The 15,163-nt window shown below is 71.9% G+C and carries 15 protein-coding genes and 1 riboswitch; of the genes, 5 read left to right on the top strand and 10 right to left on the bottom strand.

Translation table 11 applies throughout. The features are described 5' to 3' along the window. Nucleotides 1-46 precede the first annotated feature (46 nt). Entirely contained in the window at nt 47-859 is an 813-nt protein-coding gene (locus NI17_RS22200; RefSeq protein ID WP_119268053.1) for a helix-turn-helix domain-containing protein, read from the top strand. Then, a complete protein-coding gene (locus NI17_RS22195; RefSeq protein ID WP_084012537.1) occupies nt 856-1,041 on the top strand; it encodes a DUF397 domain-containing protein in 186 nt (61 codons plus the stop codon). Before NI17_RS22200 ends, NI17_RS22195 begins: the two co-directional genes overlap by 4 nt. 265 nt (nt 1,042-1,306) lie before the next feature. Here the strand turns inward: NI17_RS22195 and NI17_RS22190 are convergent, their stop codons facing one another. Further along, the gene (locus tag NI17_RS22190; protein ID WP_068690254.1) at nt 1,307-2,074 is read right to left on the bottom strand and encodes a cobalt-precorrin-4/precorrin-4 C(11)-methyltransferase; all 768 of its coding nucleotides are present in this window, start codon (nt 2,072-2,074) and stop codon (nt 1,307-1,309) included. Further along, nucleotides 2,071-3,288, bottom strand: coding sequence for a bifunctional cobalt-precorrin-7 (C(5))-methyltransferase/cobalt-precorrin-6B (C(15))-methyltransferase (locus NI17_RS22185; RefSeq protein WP_068690253.1), 1,218 nt, complete (start codon nt 3,286-3,288; stop codon nt 2,071-2,073). Before NI17_RS22185 ends, NI17_RS22190 begins: the two co-directional genes overlap by 4 nt. A gap of 73 nt (nt 3,289-3,361) precedes the next feature. Then, a riboswitch (cobalamin riboswitch) is annotated at nt 3,362-3,552 on the top strand. A gap of 37 nt (nt 3,553-3,589) precedes the next feature. Here NI17_RS22185 and NI17_RS22180 point away from each other — a divergent pair. The 3 genes from NI17_RS22180 to NI17_RS22170 are packed head-to-tail and all read left to right on the top strand — an operon-like array spanning nt 3,590 to nt 7,642. Continuing rightward, entirely contained in the window at nt 3,590-5,611 is a 2,022-nt protein-coding gene (locus tag NI17_RS22180) for a VWA domain-containing protein (RefSeq protein WP_234401822.1), read from the top strand. Next, complete coding sequence (gene cobO, locus NI17_RS22175; protein WP_068690249.1) at nt 5,611-6,225, top strand: cob(I)yrinic acid a,c-diamide adenosyltransferase; 615 nt, start codon at nt 5,611-5,613, stop codon at nt 6,223-6,225. Before NI17_RS22180 ends, cobO begins: the two co-directional genes overlap by 1 nt. Further along, nucleotides 6,215-7,642: a cobyrinic acid a,c-diamide synthase CobB gene (locus tag NI17_RS22170; RefSeq protein WP_234401821.1), complete on the top strand. Its 1,428-nt coding sequence runs from the start codon at nt 6,215-6,217 to the stop codon at nt 7,640-7,642. Before cobO ends, NI17_RS22170 begins: the two co-directional genes overlap by 11 nt. A 49-nt stretch (nt 7,643-7,691) precedes the next feature. On the opposite strand, the gene NI17_RS22165 is transcribed toward NI17_RS22170, so the two are convergent. From NI17_RS22165 to NI17_RS22130, 8 genes are all read right to left on the bottom strand, one after another. Then, nucleotides 7,692-8,432 (bottom strand): cobalt-precorrin-6A reductase, encoded by a 741-nt coding sequence (locus NI17_RS22165; RefSeq protein ID WP_068690245.1) that lies wholly within the window; start codon nt 8,430-8,432, stop codon nt 7,692-7,694. Next, complete coding sequence (locus NI17_RS22160; protein ID WP_068690243.1) at nt 8,429-9,937, bottom strand: cobyric acid synthase; 1,509 nt, start codon at nt 9,935-9,937, stop codon at nt 8,429-8,431. Before NI17_RS22160 ends, NI17_RS22165 begins: the two co-directional genes overlap by 4 nt. A 315-nt stretch (nt 9,938-10,252) precedes the next feature. After that, complete coding sequence (gene ehuA / locus NI17_RS22155) at nt 10,253-11,062, bottom strand: ectoine/hydroxyectoine ABC transporter ATP-binding protein EhuA (RefSeq protein WP_068690241.1); 810 nt, start codon at nt 11,060-11,062, stop codon at nt 10,253-10,255. Continuing rightward, on the bottom strand, nt 11,049-11,687 hold the full coding sequence (gene ehuD, locus NI17_RS22150; RefSeq protein ID WP_068690238.1) for an ectoine/hydroxyectoine ABC transporter permease subunit EhuD: 639 nt from the start codon (nt 11,685-11,687) through the stop codon (nt 11,049-11,051). The genes ehuA and ehuD overlap by 14 nt, the downstream gene beginning before the upstream one ends. Next, the gene (ehuC, locus tag NI17_RS22145; RefSeq protein ID WP_068690236.1) at nt 11,684-12,406 is read right to left on the bottom strand and encodes an ectoine/hydroxyectoine ABC transporter permease subunit EhuC; all 723 of its coding nucleotides are present in this window, start codon (nt 12,404-12,406) and stop codon (nt 11,684-11,686) included. The genes ehuD and ehuC overlap by 4 nt, the downstream gene beginning before the upstream one ends. 16 nt (nt 12,407-12,422) lie before the next feature. After that, nucleotides 12,423-13,313 carry an ectoine/hydroxyectoine ABC transporter substrate-binding protein EhuB gene (ehuB, locus tag NI17_RS22140; protein ID WP_068690234.1) on the bottom strand — a complete coding sequence of 297 codons (891 nt, stop codon included), beginning with the start codon at nt 13,311-13,313 and terminating at the stop codon, nt 12,423-12,425. A gap of 268 nt (nt 13,314-13,581) precedes the next feature. Further along, on the bottom strand, nt 13,582-14,490 hold the full coding sequence (thpD, locus tag NI17_RS22135) for an ectoine hydroxylase (protein ID WP_068690232.1): 909 nt from the start codon (nt 14,488-14,490) through the stop codon (nt 13,582-13,584). A gap of 66 nt (nt 14,491-14,556) precedes the next feature. Next, nucleotides 14,557-14,961, bottom strand: coding sequence for an ectoine synthase (locus tag NI17_RS22130; RefSeq protein ID WP_068690230.1), 405 nt, complete (start codon nt 14,959-14,961; stop codon nt 14,557-14,559). Nucleotides 14,962-15,163: the final 202 nt, after the last annotated feature.

Here is a 15,163-nt window from a genome sequence, read left to right as displayed (position 1 = left end):
CATGAGAACAACTGCAGCCAGATAGCCATCTGGTAAAGTTGGATACATGCCGATAGACCCGGATGAAGCTAGTCGTAAGTTCGGTGCGGAAGTCCGTCGACTGCGCCTTCAGGCTGGGTTTTCGCAGACTCGGCTGGCTGAGACGATCCCGGTATCCCAGTCAGCAATCAGCGACATTGAGCGCGGCAAAACACAGGTCAAAAAGGACCAAGCAGAACGTATCGACCAGGCGCTTACCGCCAAGGGAAGGCTGGTAGCGCTGTGGAAGAGCCAATACGACGGCTACGATCCCCCCGACTGGTACCGCAAGATTCCCGAGATGGAACGCCGAGCGGTCCAGATCCAGGACTATCAGGCTCTTGTGGTCACTGGACTGCTGCAAACAGAACGCTACGCACGCGCCACTATGCGAGCTGGTGACAGGCTTGCCTCAGAAGAACAGGTAGAGGCAAGGGTCCAAGCGCGAATGGCGCAACAGGAGATCCTGAAGAGCACACAGGCTCCTTTTCTGGTTGCGACCATCGACGAGTCAGTGCTGGGCAGACGACTTGGTAGTCCCGAGGTCATGCGGGAGCAGCTTCGCCACCTCTGTGACGCATCAACCTGGGAGCGGGTAGAGGTGCTGATCATCCCCAGCAGTACCTGGGACTCCCCAGGCGTGGACGGCAGCTTTCGGCTTCTCAGGGTGCCTGGAGCAGGAACGATCCTCTACCGCGAAGCTGGCTCCACAGGTGGCGTGATCATCGACCCTGAGATAGTGGAGAGACATACAGCCCTCATGGGCGATTTGCGAGCTTTGGCCTTGCCTCCAGACCAGTCGCGCGCCCTGCTGGAGAGAACCCTGGGAGAATACACGTGAACGTCGAAAGTGCTTGGCGCAAGTCCAGCTACAGCCAGGCTGAAGCCAACTGCGTGGAGGTCGCCGACCTGCCCGCAGGCGCGGCCGTACGCGACTCGAAGCACCCTGACGCGGGACACCTGGCGTTTCCTGCCGCTGAGTGGGCTGGACTGCTCGGAGCCGTGCGGACCGGGCGTCTGTGACACGTGACGCGAAGAAGCCCCCGAGCGTGGTCGCCGGGGGCTTCTTGTGGTCCTGATCGAGACCAACCACCAGGCTGCCAGACCTGGGGGCACGCGCTCATGCCAACCCGCCCCGGACACAGCGACCGGACAGCTACCGAACGCGCACCGACAAGGCCTTGTGAAACGGCCGTGATCTTGACACGAGTGGGCCTGAAACCGCAGATCATGGGCCATTTCCGTCAAGACCATCAAGTTTGTGGGGGTGGGTTCCCACGGGGTCCGGTCAGTTCGCGCCGCTGCGGTCGCGCGCCGGGTCGTACAGGTGGGAGCAGACGATCTCCGCCGTGTCCAGTTCGCGGCTGGCCACGGCCCGGCCCACCAGGATGACGGCGGTGTGGCGCAGCCCGGCCGCCTCCACCTGGTCGGCGATGTCGCTGAGGGTGCCGCGCAGCACCAGCTCGTTCGGCCGGGTCGCGTGGGCGACGACCGCCACGGGGCAGTCGGCCCCGTACTCGCCGACCAGTTCCTCGGCGAGGACGCGGATACGCCGGATCGCCAGGTGCAGCACCAGGGTGCCGCGCACCTTCGCCACGTTCGCCAGCGCCTCCGACTCCGGCATCCTCGTGGACCGGGCCCGCGTGCGGGTGAGGACCACGGTCTGCGCCACCTCGGGGACCGTGAGTTCGGTGCCCAGCAGGGCGGCCGCCGCGGCGTAGGCGGGAACCCCGGGAGTGACGTCCCAGGCCACGCCCGCCTCGTCGAGCCGCCGGGTCTGCTCGGTCAGGGCGCTGTAGACCGACGGGTCGCCCGAGCACAGCCGGACCGCGTCCAGGCCGCGCCGGTCGGCGTCCACCAGGCGGCCGATGATCTGGTCGAGGTCGAGGTGCTGGGTGTCCACCAGCTCGGTGCCCTCCGCGCAGTGCGCCAGGATCTCGGAGTCGATGTAGGTCCCCGCGTACAGGCAGACGGGACTGGTGCGCAGCAGTTCCACCGCGCGCAGGGTCAGCAGGTCGGCGGCGCCGGGTCCGGCTCCGACGAAGTGGACGGTCATGGCTGGTCCTCCTGGTCTGTCTTGGTCGCGGCCCACTGGACGACCGGGCGGGCCGGAGTCCACCCGGTGAAGGTCCCCAGCGGCGCGGCCCGCTCCACCGCCAGGCGGGTCAGGTCGCCGCCGTGGCGCTTCCACCGCTCCACGAGGGCGGCCTCCGTCTCCAACGTCACCGCGTGGACCACCATCCGGCCGCCGGGCCGCAGCGCCGACCAGCACCGGTCCAGCACGGACGGGTCGGACGCCCCGCCGCCGACGAACACCGCGTCCGGCGGCTCCAGTCCGGCCAGGGCGTCGGGCGCGGCACCGTGCACCACGCGCAGGGACGGCACGCCCAGCCGGGAGGCGTTGCGGGCGATGCGGCGCACCCGTTCGGGGTGCTGCTCGACGGCGACGGCCCGGCACCGGGAATCGGCGCGCAGCCACTCCACGGCCACCGACCCCGCCCCGGCCCCCACGTCCCACAGCAGCGCCCCGGGGCGCGGGCCCAGCGCGCACACCGCGGCGATCCGCAGCTCCCGCTTGGTGAGCTGACCGTCGTGGTCGAAGGCGTCGTCGGGCAGACCGGGGGTGACGGGGTGGCCTCCTCCCGCGGCGACCTCCACGCACACCACGTTCAGCGCGGGCGCGCTCCGCCCGTCCCACTCCGCCGCGGTGGCGTCCTGCCGCGTCTCGTGGTCGGAGCCGAGGTCGGCCAGGACGGTCATGCGACTGTCGCCCAGGCCGTCGGCCACCAGCCGCTCGGCGACCCGGGCGGGTGTGGCGCCGTCGGAGGAGAGCACGACCAGCCGCCGCCCGGGGGTGAAGAAACGGCGCACGGAGTCGGCGTCGCGTCCCACGAGCGTGACCGCGTCCACGGTCTCCGCGCTCCACCGCATCCGGGCGCGGGCCAAGGCGACGGAGCTCACGGCGGGCAGGATACGCACCCGTTCCGCGCCGAGCAGGCGCACCAGGGTGGTGCCCACCCCGGACAGCAGGGGATCGCCGGAGGCCAGGACCGCCACCTTCCGGCCGCGGTGCCGCTCCAGTACCGCCGGAAGGCCGCTGAGCAGCGGGGACGGCCAGGGTTCACGGACCGCTCCGGTGTCGGGGACCAGCCCCAGATGCCGGACGCCGCCGATGATCACCTCGGCGTCCCGGATGGCCGCGCGGGAGGGCGGCGGCAGCCCCTCCCAGCCGTCGGCGCCCACGCCGACCACGGTGACCGGTGTTTCCATGGCGGGCCACCCTAGCCGACGCGGATGACCACCCCGGCCTCCGGCCACCCTGATCCCGACCGGTTAGACTCGGCCGCGGCAGGACCGTCGAGGTGCCCCACGGGGATAATCGGGAAGCCGGTGCGAATCCGGCGCAGGCCCGCTGCGGTGACCTGGGAGCCGCCGACCACGCGCGTCGCGCAGCCACTGGACCGGATGTCCGGGAAGGCGGTCGGACGGTGTCGATCAGGGAGTCCGAAGACCGGCCTCGACACGGCTGTCGCTGTTGCCCAGCCCCCAGCGGGAACCTGTGGAGGAGCGCGTGCACGTGTACCCGTTCAGCGCCGTCGTCGGTTCGGACGACCTGGTGCTGGCCCTGATCCTGACCGGTGTCAGCCCCGAGATCGGGGGGGTGCTCGTCCGGGGCGAGAAGGGCACCGCGAAGTCGACGGCGGTGCGCGCGCAGGCCGCCCTGATGCCTCCCGTCACCGTGGTCGCCGACTGCCGGTTCTCCTGTGACCCCGCCGCTTTCGACCCCGGCTGCCCGGACGGTCCGCACCCCGCCTCCGCCGCCGCGGTCAGCCGCCCCGTCCGCCTCGTGGAACTGCCGGTGGGCGCGGGCGAGGACCGGGTGGTCGGTTCCCTGCACCTGGAGAAGGCGCTGTCGGGGGGCGGCGTCGAGTACGAGCCGGGGCTGCTGGCCCGCGCCCACCGCGGCATCCTCTACGTCGACGAGGTCAACCTGCTCCACGACCACCTGGTGGACCTGCTGCTCGACGCGGCGGCCATGGGACGCGCCACCGTGGAGCGCGACGGGGTGTCGCTCTCCCACGCCGCGCGGTTCACCCTGGTGGGGACCATGAACCCCGAGGAGGGTGAGCTGCGTCCGCAACTGCTGGACCGGTTCGGCCTGTCGGTGGAGGTCGCCGCGCCCCGCGATCCGGCGCTGCGTGCGGAGATCGTGCGGCGGCGGCTCGCGTTCGACGCCGACCCGGAGGGGTTCACCGCCGCCTACGCCGCCGCCGAGCGCGAACTGTCCGAGCGTGTCGCCGCCGCCCGCGCCCTGCTGCCCGAGGTGGTGCTCGGCGAGGACGCGCTGCTGGCCATCGCGGAGGTGTGCGCCGCGTTCGACGTGGACGGCATGCGCGCCGACCTGGTGTGCGCCCGCGCGGCCGTGGCCCACGCCGCCTGGTGCGGCCGTACCGGGGTCACCCGCGACGACGTGCGCGCCGCCGCCCGCCTCGCTCTGCCGCACCGGCGCAGACGCGGCCCCTTCGACAGTCCCGGCATGGACGAGGACCTGCTCGACGAGGTGCTCGGCGACGACCCCGATCCCGGTCCGGAGGACCCCGGCGGGGGAGGCGGCCCCGCCCCGCAGGACGGCCCGCAGGACGGTCCCTCCCCGGACAACGCCGAAGCCGACGGTTCGGCGTCCGACGGTCGGTCCGACCCGCCCGCACCGGCCTCCGCCCCGTCCTCCGACGAGCCCCGGCCCGACGCCGCGGCCCCGGTGTCCGTGGCAGCCCCCGAGCAGGCGTACCGCACCCGGCTGTTCTCGGTCGCCGGGACCGGCACGGGCGTGCTGGGCCGCCGCTCGCGTGCGATCACCACGTCGGGGCGCACCGTCGGCGACGTCCCGGCGCACCGGGGAACGGGCCCGGTCCACCTGGCCGCCACGGTGCGCGCCGCCGCGCTGCGCACCGCCGCGTCCCCGGCCGCCCGCACCGCCTCGCGGCTGCCGGTCGTCCCCGCCGACCTGCGGCGGGCCGTGCGCGAGGGCCGGGAGTCCAACCTGGTGCTCCTGTGCGTGGACGCCTCCGGCTCCATGGCCGCCCGGCGGCGCATGACCCAGGTCAAGACGGCCGTGCTCTCCCTGCTGCTGGACGCCTACCGCAGACGCGACCGGGTGGGGCTGGTGACCTTCCGGGACCGGGAGGCCGCCCTGGTGCTGCCGCCCACCGGTTCGGTGGACGTCGCGGCGGCCCGGCTGCGGGACCTGCCCGCCGGGGGCCGCACCCCGCTGGCCGAGGGGCTGGTGGAGGCGGCGGCGACACTGCGGCGGGAGCGGCTGCGCGACCCCGACCGGCGCGCCCTGCTCGTGGTGGTCACCGACGGCCGGGCCACCGCCGGACCCGACGCGCTGGAACGCTCCCTGCGCGCCGCCGACCACGTGGCCCGCGAGGGAGTCTCCGCGCTGGTGGTCGACTCCGAGACGGGCCGTTTCCGGATGGGGCTGGCCGCCGCGCTGGCCCGCCGCATGGGAGCCGAGTACACACACGTCGGCGAGGTCAGTGCCGAGTCCCTGACCTCCGCCGTCGCCGACGCCACCGGGAGGGCCGCCTGATGCCGAAGGGCCAGCCGACAACCGTGCCGAACGACGGGTTGACCACCCGCCAGCGCCGCAACCGGCCGCTGCTCATGGTGCACACCGGGGACGGCAAGGGCAAGTCCACCGCCGCGTTCGGTCTGGCGCTGCGCGGCTGGAACCAGGGCTGGAGCATCGCGGTGTTCCAGTTCGTGAAGTCCGCGAAGTGGCGCATCGGAGAGCAGAGCGCGTTGGAGGCGCTCGCCGAGGCGCACGCCGAGAAGGGTGTCGGCGGCCCCGTCGAGTGGCACAAGATGGGGTCGGGCTGGTCGTGGTCGCGCAAGGCGGGGTCGGAGGCCGACCACGCCGCCGCGGCCGCCGAGGGCTGGGCCGAGGTCAAGCGCCGCCTCGCCGAGCAGCGGCACGACCTGTACGTCCTCGACGAGTTCAGCTATCCGATCAACTGGGGGTGGGTCGACGTCGACGACGTGGTGGCGACGCTGCGAGACCGTCCCGGCCACCAGCACGTGGTGGTCACCGGCCGCCGCGCCCACCCCGCGCTGCTGGAGGCGGCCGACCTGGTCACGGAGATGACGAAGGTGCGGCATCCGATGGACGCGGGCCAGAAGGGGCAGCGCGGCATTGAGTGGTGACCGCACCGGTGGCGGCCCGGTGACGCCCCTGCCCCGGCTGGTCGTCGCCGCCCCCACCTCGGGCAGCGGCAAGACCACCGTGGCCACCGGGCTGATGGCCGCGCTGCGCGCCGCCGGGTACGAGGTGTCGGGGCACAAGGCCGGACCGGACTACATCGACCCCGGTTACCACGCCCTGGCCACGGGGCGTCCGGGGCGCAACCTCGACGTCCACCTGCACGGCGAGGACCTGCTGGCGCCGCTGCTGCTGCACGGGGCCAACGCCCCGCGGCCCGCCGACATCGCCGTGGTCGAGGGGATGATGGGGCTCTACGACGGGCGGATCGGGGGGCGCGGGTTCGCGTCCACCGCGCACGTCGCCACCGTCCTGGACGCGCCCGTGGTGCTGGTGGTGGACGTGTCCCGCACGTCGCGGTCGGCGGCGGCGGTGGTGGCGGGCATGGCGGTGTTCGACCGCCGGGTGCGGATCGCCGGTGCCGTCCTGAACCGGGCGGGCTCCGACCGGCACGCCGCCGAGGTCGCCTCCGCGCTGGAGGAGATCGACGTCCCGGTGCTCGGGGTGCTCCGCCACGACGAGCGGATCGCCGCGCCGTCGCGGCACCTGGGCCTGGTGCCCGCGCAGGAGCGCGGCGAGTCGGCGGCGGCCCTCGACCGGCTGGCCGAGCGGATCTCCGCGCAGGTGGACCTGTCCGCGGTGGTCGACGTCGCGCGGTCCGCTCCTGTGCTGCGCGCGGCGGCGTGGTCCCCGGAGGCGGCGCTCGCCGCGGCGGGGCGCCCGCCCGCGTCCGACCGCGGGGAGGAGCCGGTGGTGGCGGTGGCCGGGGGACGGGCCTTCACCTTCCGCTACGCCGAGACCGAGGAACTGCTGCGCGCCGCCGGGTGCCGCCCGGTGGTGTTCGACCCGACGGCGGACTCCGCCCTGCCGGAGGGCACCGCCGGAATCTACCTGGGCGGCGGTTTTCCCGAGGTGTACGCCGCGGAGCTGTCGGGGAACACGGCGCTGCGCACGGCCCTGCTCGACGCGGTGCGCGGTGGCGTGCCCACGGTCGCCGAGTGCGCGGGCCTGCTGTACCTGTGCCGCGAGGTGGACGGCGCGCCGATGGTCGGCGCGCTGGACGCGGTGGCGCACATGACGCCGAAGCTGGCGCTGGCCTACCACTCGGCGCTCGCGCCGGAGGAGACCCTGCTGGCCGGGGCGGGGGCGCGGGTGTCCGGGCACGAGTTCCACCGGACCGCCGTCACCCCCACCGGAGAGAGGTCCGGTCCGGCCTGGCTGCTCGACGGGCGTCCCGACGGTTTCTCCGCCGATCCGGCGGGCACCGGCCATCCCACGCTGCACGCCTCCTACCTGCACACCCACTGGGCGGGCTGCCCGCAGGCCGCGGCCCGGTTCGCGGAAGCGGTCCGCTCCCGGTGACCCTGTACCTCGAGTAACCGGAAAGAACGGTGGTGTCCTGGGAGCAGGATCACCGCGGCAGCCCGAGCCGTTCCAGGGCGGTCGGCACGTCCTCCACCGTGGGAACGCCGTCCGCGTACCGGGGGCGGCGCACCACCACCACGGCGATCCCCAGTTCGTCGGCGGCGTCCAGTTTGGCGCGGGTGTGGGCGCCGCCGGAGTCCTTGGTGACCAGCGCGTCGACGGCGTGTCCGGCCATGAGCGCGCGTTCGCCCCCGAGGGTGTAGGGGCCGCGGTCGCGCAGCAGCGTCCACGTCGGCGGGAGTTCGACGTCCACGTCCTCCACCACCCGGGCCAGCACCGTGTGCCCGGCGAGCGGTCCGACGAAGCGGTGCAGGCTCTGCCGCCCCGTGGTGAGGAAGACGCGGCGGCCCAGTTCCGCGGCGCGTGCGGCGGCCCGGTCGTGGCCGTCCACCCAGGTCCAGCGGTCCGCGCCGGGCCCGTGCTCCCAGCCGGGGCGGACCAGGCGCAGCAGCGGCACGCCGGTCCGCGCGCACGCCTCGGCGGCGTTGGCGGAGATGCGGGCGGCGAAGGGGTGGGTGGCGTCCACCACCCGGGCGATCCCGTTGTCCCGCAGGAAGCGGACCAGTCCGTCCACCCCGCCGAACCCGCCGATCCGGACCTCGCCGACGGGCAGCCTCGGTCGGCTGACCCGTCCCGCGAGAGAGGACAGCACCGGCGTCCCGGCGTCGACGAGCGCCCGGGCGAGGGCGCGCGCCTCGGCCGTGCCGCCGAGGACGAGCACCGTCACCGCAGCTCCCCCCGCAGGGTCGGCAGGGCCGGGGCGCCGTCGGTGACCAGGCGCAGGACCGCGTCCATGTCGAGGTGCTCCTCCACGAGGTCGGCGAGGAGGTCCAGGCGGGCCTCGCGGGCGGCGGTGAAACCGACCTTCCCGAACCGGCCGCCCTCGGCGCCCGCCGTCTCGGCCGCCGCCTCCAGCCACGCTCCCCGGAACGCGTCGTGTTCCAGGCTGCCGTGCCACATCGTGCCGAACACGGTCCCGTCGCGCAGGCCGCCGGGGAACGGCTCCCCCCGGCCGGCGCGGATGCGGCCGTGGTGGATCTCGTAGCCGCCGACCGGCACGCCCAGCCCCTCACCGGAGGGCAGCCGCAGCACCTTGTCGCGGGTGAAGACCGTCTCCAGGTCGAGCAGGCCCAGACCGTCGGCGCGCCGCCCCGCCGCGCCCTCGACTCCTTCGGGGTCGTGGATCGCGCGGCCCAGCATCTGGCAGCCGCCGCAGACGCCCAGCACCGTCCTCCCCCGGCGGGCGTGCTCGGCGATCGCGGTGTCCAGGCCGCGGGAGCGCAGCCACTCCAGGTCCGACAGCGTGGCCCGGGTTCCGGGGAGGACGACGACGTCGGCGGAGGCCAGCGGCCGGGGGTCGGTGACGAAGTCGACGCGCAGGTCCGGTTCCAGGCACAGGGCGTCGACGTCGGTGAAGTTGCTGATCCGGGGCAACTGCACCACCGCCACACGCAGGACGGGGGTGGCCGCGGGATCGTGTTCCCGGTCGGCCAGGGCCAGCGAGTCCTCGGAGTCCAGCCACAGGTTCCGCTGCCACGGCAGGACGCCCAGCACCGGTCGGCCGGTCATACGCCCCAGCGCGTCCAGCCCCGGTCCCAGCAGGGAGACGTCGCCCCGGAACTTGTTGATGACAAACCCGCTGACCAGCGCCTGGTCGGCGGGGTCGAGCAGGGCGAGGGACCCGTACAGCGACGCGAACACGCCGCCGCGGTCGATGTCGCCGACCACGACGACGGGCAGGTCGGCGGCGCGCGCCAGTCCCATGTTGACGTAGTCGTGGGCGCGCAGGTTGATCTCGGCGACTCCGCCCGCGCCCTCGCAGACCACCACGTCGTAGCGGGAGCGCAGGTCCTCCAGCGCGGTGTGGGCGGCCCGGGCCAGCGCGGCGCGCTCCCCCGCGAACTCGCCCGCCGCCAGGCGGCCGAAGGGGCGGCCCCGCACCACGACGTGGCTGCGCAGGTCGCTGCCGGGTTTCAGCAGCACCGGGTTCATGGCGGTCTCGGGTTCGGCGCGTGCGGCGAGCGCCTGGACCCACTGGGCGCGGCCGATCTCGGCGCCCTGCCCGTCGGGGCCGGGGACCACCATGGAGTTGTTCGACATGTTCTGCGCCTTGAACGGCGCCACCCTGATCCCGCGGCGGGCCATGGCCCGGCACAGGGCGCTGGTGACCACGGATTTTCCCGCGTCGGAGGAGGTCCCGGCCACCAGCAGGCCGCGGGCCCGCCCCGTCACCGCGGGGTCCTCGTGTCCGTTGCGGTTGTGCGCGGTGCTGTCATGGCCGCCTCCCTGGGATAACGCGTCCCGTAGAGATCCGTGTGCGCGTCCGGCGAGTTTTCTGGCTCACGGGCCGGGGCCCGTCCACAGTGGCGCGACCGCTCCGGATTCCGACCGGATTGCCTGCGCCGGGCGCGTCCTCCGCCGGAGGGAGAGTCTAGCGACCGGCCCTTCTGTCCCGGGAGCGAGGTGGGGCGGCACGCGCACACGTCGGCGGCGCCGGGCGCGCTTCCGCTCCCGACGCCGCCGACACCGCCGGTGCCGTGGTCCCGGCTAGTCCAGGACCGCGTGCAGGAAGGCCTTGGTGCGGTCCTCGGTGGGATCGCCGAAGATCTTCTCGGGCGGCCCCTCCTCGACGATGCGCCCCCCGTCGAACATCAGCACCCGGTGCGAGACGTCCCGCGCGAACTGCATCTCGTGCGTGACGCACAGCATCGTGATGTCGGTGGTCTCGGCGATGGTGCGCAGCACGTCGAGGACGCCGGTGACCAGTTCGGGGTCGAGCGCGGAGGTGACCTCGTCCAGCAGCAGGATCTTCGGGCTCATGGCCAGCGCCCGCGCGATGGCGACCCGCTGCTGCTGGCCGCCGGACAACTGCGTGGGGTGGGCGTCGATCTTGTCGGACAGGTCGACCATCTCCAGCAGTTCCTCGGCCCGCCTGTTGGCCTCGGCCTTGGGCACCCCCAGGCTGTGGACGGGTCCCTCGGTGATGTTCTGCCGGACGGTCATGTTCGGGAACAGGTTGAACTGCTGGAACACCATGCCGATCTGCTTGCGCACCTGGCGCTGGTGCCTCTCGCCGGCCCGGACCAGGCGGCCGCCCTTGCGCATGTGGCTGAGCGGTTCGCCGCCGATCCAGATGACGCCGTCGGTAACCTGCTCCAACGTCATCAGCAGGCGCAGGATGGTGGTCTTGCCGGAGCCGCTGGGGCCGATGAGGGTCACCCGCTCGCCCGCGGCGACGGTGAAGTCGAGGTGGTCGAGCACGGTGTTGTCACCGAACCGCTTGACCACCCTGTCGAAGCGGATGAGCGGTTCGCCGACGCCGGACCCGGCGCCGGGAGAGGGGTCAGACTGCGGCATAGCGTCGCTCCAGTCGTCGGATGAGAACGGCCGATGGCACGCTCACCAGGAGGAAGAACAGGCCGACCAGGGTCATCGCCTCCAGGTAGCGGAAGTACACCCCGCCGATCCGGGACGCCTGGTACATCAGTTCGCCGACCGTGATCGCGAACAGCAGGGGGGTGTCCTTGAACATGGCGATCAGGTAGTTGCCGAGTGCGGGGATCACCTTGCGGATGGCCTGCGGCAGCACCACCGCGCCCCAGGTCCGGTACCGGGGCAGGCTCAGCGCCCGGCACGCCTCCCACTGTCCCGGCGGTACACCCTCGATCCCCGAGCGGTACACCTCGGCGGTGTAGGCGGCGTAGTGCACGCCCAGCACCACGACGCCGATCGTGAACGCCGACAGGTAGCTCGGAGCGAGGAAGAACACGAAGACCAGTTGCACCAGCAGCGGGGTGCAGCGGACGAACTCCATGGCCACGAACACCACGGAGCCGATCACCGGGACACGGCGCACCATCGCCACGGCCAGTCCCAGGGCGAGCGCCAGCACGTAGCCCACGAGGGTGGCCTGGACGGTGACGACCAGGCCGTCGAGCAGGTCCGGGATGATCCTCCCGGTGAACTCCCAGTCCCAGGTCACTGGCGGCCACCTCCGATCGCGTTGACGGGCGGGGGCCGCAGCAGGGCCAGGAAGCCGCTCTCGGTGGGCCGTCCCAGCCTCCGGTTGGCCCGGCGTTCCAGCAGCCGCATGCCCAGGATCAGCACCTGGGCGATCACGAAGTAGACGACCAGGGCGCCGCTGAAGGCCAGGATGGTCTCACCGGTGGCGGTCCGCTGCTCCTGGGCGATCCGCGTCAGGTCGGCGACGCCGATCAGCGACACGATGGCGGTCGCCTTCATCAGTTCGATGATCAGGTTGCCGAAGGTGGGCAGCATCTGCGCCCACGCCTGCGGCAGGACCACCGACCGCATGCGCCGCCACCACGACATGCTGAGCGCGACGGTCGCCTCGATCTGCGCCTTGGGCACCGCGTTGATCGCGGCCCGCACCACCTCGGCCCCGTAGGCGCCGATGTTGAGGCCCAGAGCCAGCACCGCGGCGAACATCGGGTCGATCTCGTACGGCGTGATCTGGGGAACCGCGAACGCCATCCAGTACATCAGGATCAGCGCGGCCACTCCGCGGAACGTCTCGGTGTAGAACGTGGCGAAGCCGCGGGCGGCGGGGTTGCGCAGGGTTCCGAGCGTGCCGATGACCATGGCGAGGACGAAGGCGAGCACGGCCCCCAGCAGGGTGATCGTGAGGGTGGTTCCGGCCCCGCTCAGGTAGAGCGGGAGCCGGTCTATGAAGAACTCCACGTCGGGCTGCCGTCCGTCAGGCCTGGCAGAGCTGCTCGGTGGTCAGGTCGCCCGGGAGTTCCTGCTCGGTGAAGCCGAACGGCTCGATGATCTCCAGGAGTCGTCCGCTCTCCTTGAACTCGGCGAGCACCCGGTTGACCTCGTCGAGGAGCTCGGTGTCGCCCTGGCGGAAGGCCAGACCGCCGGCGGGGGTGACCTCCTCGCCGTCCACCACAGGGATGAACCCCTCGGTGACCTCGAAGTCGCCGTCGCGCTGCTCCAGGATCCGGTTGAGCGAGAGGGTGCTCAGCGCGACCGCGTCGACCCGGCCGTTCTGCAGCAGCTCGTAGGCGCTGACCTGGTTGTCGACCGTCTCGATCTGGTCGGCGGGCACGCCCGCGCCCTCGGCGTAGCCCTGCTCGACCGAGGCGTTGAGCACGGCCACCGTGACGTCGGGGTTGGCGGCGATGTCGTCGAAGGTGCTCAGTCCGTCGGGGTTGCCGGAGGGGACGAGGAACGCCTGCAGCACCCGGTAGGTCGGTTCGGCGAACGCGATCTCGGCGCACCGCTCCGGGGTGATGTACATCCCGGCCGCCACCGCGTCGAACCGCTTGGCCTTCAGGCCGGGGATGAGTCCGTCCCAGGCCACCGACTCGGCCCGGACATCCTCGACGCCCAGTTCCGTGAAGATCGCGCGGAGCAGTTCGGGGGAGGAGCCGGTCACCTCTCCGTCGTCGCCGATGTAGCCGAACGGCGCCTCGTTGTTGATCGCGACCCGGATGTAGCCCTGCTCCCGCAGGCTGTCGAGGGTCACGATGTCCTCGGTGCGGGAGCAGGCGGCCAGGGTGGGGCCCAGCGCGACCGCGGCCAGTCCGATCCCTCCGACCCGGAAGAGGCCGCGGCGGTCCAGAGATCTGTGATCCGTCATGGTGTCTTGCTCCTGTTCGTGAACGCCGGAGGGGTGTTGTGGCCGGCGTTCTGATGGGGGGTGTGTATCTTCTGGCGGGACCGCCCTCGTGAGGCCGATCCCGCATCCGACATTTCGGATGAGGGGTGAAATGTCAGAAAATTTTTGGCTGCCATGCCCAGGGGGCGGGGGTGTTAATCCAACGAACCGGGATTCGTAACCGAATCCCGGCTCTCACGTGCCCTGATCGCGGCGTCCCGCCCGGGGAGAGGCGGGACGCCGCCCACGGTCACCTCACGGGCGTGAAGTCACGCGAGCCCAGGAAGTCCGGGCGCGGCCGCGGCGCGGAGAACGGCTCCACGCAGGTGTTCTCGACGCTGTTGAACACGATGAAGATGTTCGACCGGGGGAACGGCGTGATGTTGCCGCCCGACCCGTGCATGCAGTTGCAGTCGAACATGATCGCGCCGCCCGCCGGTCCGGTGAGCACGTCGATGCCGTGCTTCTCCGCCAGGATCGTCAGGCTGTTCTGGTCGGGAACGCCGATCTCCTGCTTCTTCAGCGACTCCCGGTAGTGGTCGGCGGGGGTCTCCCCCACGCACGAGACGAATGTCTTGTGCGCACCGGGCATGATCATCAGCGCCCCGTTGTGGACGTAGTTCTCGGTGAGCGCGATGGAGATGCTGGTGGCACGCGGCTTCGGCATTCCGTCCTCGGCGTGCCAGGTCTCGAAGTCGGAGTGCCAGTAGAAGTCGCCGCCGCCGAAGCCCGGCTTGTAGTTGATCCGGCTCTGGTGCACGTAGACGTCGGAGCCGAGGATCTGGCGGGCCCGACCCACCACGCGCGGGTCGCGCACCAGGTCGGCGAAGAGCCCACTGATCTTGTGCACGTCGAAGATGGAGCGGACCTCCTTGGAGGTGCGCTCGACCACGACACGTTCGTCGCTCTTGAGTTCCTCGTCGGCGCTCAACCGTTCGAGCTCGGCTTTGCAGGCGGCCAGCTCGTCGCCGGTGAGCAACTGCTCGACCTGCAGGTAGCCCTTGGCCTCGTAGCTGTCGAGGGTCTCCTTGTCGATCGGTCCGTCGTTGTCCCCCCAGACGACCGGGTCCCTGCGATAGAGCAGGGCGGGCTCAGGCGTCTTGCGGGTGGGATAGTCGTCGGCGACCGATCGTGCGGTGTCGGTGGTCAGGGCAGTCATCTCGATTCCCCCTAACGGGTTCTCTCCTTGTCTGCGAACGGTTCGATGTGCACGAAGCCCCACGGACTACTCGGCAGTCGCGGGCTCCTCGGTGAGCAACGGGTAGACGCCGTTCTCGTCGTGCACCTCGCGGCCGGTGACCGGCGGGTTGAACACACACAGCACCCGGAAGTCGGTCTTGGGCCGGACCGTGTGGTGCTCATGCCCGTCAAGCAGATAGAGCATGCCGGGCTTGATCAGGAATGTCTCGCCGGTCTCGTCATTGGTGACCTCGGCCTCGCCCTCGATGCAGTGCACCAGCTCGATGTGGTTGGCGTACCACATCGACGTCTCGGTGCCCGCGTACAGAACGGTCTCGTGGAACGAGAAGCCGACACCGTCCCGGGCCAGGACGATGCGGCGGCTGCGCCAGTTCTCCGTGACGACATCGGCGTCGGTGCCGTCGATGTCGTCCAGGCTGCGCACGATCATGCGGTGGTTTCCTTTCGATCCGTGCTGTTGGCGGTGCCTCACCCTCGGAAGGCGGCGGCCCCGGTGGACGCTTCCCGTCTCTCCTGGCAGCGCATATGCAACTGCATATGCAAGGAGACGGGACGCCACGGGACCGCCGCCCTGATCACCCGGTGGTGGACCGCCAGACAGGTCCGCCGGGATTTCCCCGTCGGAAGCGGCA

Source organism: Thermobifida halotolerans (genome assembly GCF_003574835.2).
Taxonomy (GTDB): domain Bacteria; phylum Actinomycetota; class Actinomycetes; order Streptosporangiales; family Streptosporangiaceae; genus Thermobifida; species Thermobifida halotolerans.
Note: the sequence above shows the minus strand (reverse complement) of the source record. Positions and strands in the feature narration are given on the sequence as shown.

What these genes read in the sequence shown, in the direction of transcription:
- NI17_RS22200 (WP_119268053.1), top strand. Translation starts at nt 47, where the DNA reads ATGCCGATAGACCCGGATGAAGCTAGTCGTAAGTTCGGTGCGGAAGTC.
- NI17_RS22190 (WP_068690254.1), bottom strand. Translation starts at nt 2,074, where the DNA reads ATGACCGTCCACTTCGTCGGAGCCGGACCCGGCGCCGCCGACCTGCTG.
- NI17_RS22185 (WP_068690253.1), bottom strand. Translation starts at nt 3,288, where the DNA reads ATGGAAACACCGGTCACCGTGGTCGGCGTGGGCGCCGACGGCTGGGAG.
- cobO (WP_068690249.1), top strand. Translation starts at nt 5,611, where the DNA reads ATGCCGAAGGGCCAGCCGACAACCGTGCCGAACGACGGGTTGACCACC.
- ehuA (WP_068690241.1), bottom strand. Translation starts at nt 11,062, where the DNA reads ATGCCGCAGTCTGACCCCTCTCCCGGCGCCGGGTCCGGCGTCGGCGAA.
- ehuB (WP_068690234.1), bottom strand. Translation starts at nt 13,313, where the DNA reads ATGACGGATCACAGATCTCTGGACCGCCGCGGCCTCTTCCGGGTCGGA.
- thpD (WP_068690232.1), bottom strand. Translation starts at nt 14,490, where the DNA reads ATGACTGCCCTGACCACCGACACCGCACGATCGGTCGCCGACGACTAT.
- NI17_RS22130 (WP_068690230.1), bottom strand. Translation starts at nt 14,961, where the DNA reads ATGATCGTGCGCAGCCTGGACGACATCGACGGCACCGACGCCGATGTC.